The organism is Luedemannella flava (assembly GCF_039528515.1).
Taxonomy (GTDB): Bacteria; Actinomycetota; Actinomycetes; order Mycobacteriales; family Micromonosporaceae; genus Luedemannella; species Luedemannella flava.
This window is the reverse complement of the sequence record NZ_BAAALT010000146.1, coordinates 185-721: the sequence shown is the minus strand read 5'-3', so window position 1 is coordinate 721 and position 537 is coordinate 185. Positions and strand designations below refer to the sequence as shown.

The 537-nt window shown below is 64.6% G+C and carries 1 protein-coding gene; it reads right to left on the bottom strand.

The features are described from left to right. Positions 1 to 537 (bottom strand): FtsK/SpoIIIE domain-containing protein (locus ABD211_RS21780; protein WP_344134949.1); only part of this gene is annotated, 537 nt, incomplete at both ends.

Genomic DNA, 537 nt, shown 5'->3' with positions numbered 1-537 from the left:
CGGACGGGCGCTGGGTGGATGCGACGGTGATGATGCCCGCGGCGCGGCCTCGGGCGACGATGTCGCGCACCAGGGTCCGGAACTCTTCTTGCTGTTCCTTGGTGCCGACGGTGACGGTGAAGTACGCCAGCTCGTCAATGCACAGAAGCTTGGCGCGGAAGCCGTCGCCGGGAACGATCTTCTTGCGGCCCGTGCGGGCCAGGTGCAGGTAGCGCTCATCCAGATCTTTCTGGAGTTCGAGCAGGACGCGAAGTGCCTTGGTCATGTCGTTGCCGACGAACTGGCTCGCGACCGGTGCGTACGGCAACAGTTCAACGATCTTGCCGTCGATCAGGATGAGATCTACGTCGATGCACAATGCGGCGTGGGCGACGATGTTGCCTTGGGCTACGGACTTGCCCGCGCCGGGTTCACCACCGATGAGGATGTTGCGGTACATCAGGCCGACACGGACTGACCTGCCGCGTGCGTCGAGACCCAGGTAGATCGGGTCGTAGATCGAGAGCGCACCCTTGGGTGCGGGGGTGCCCCCCCGCG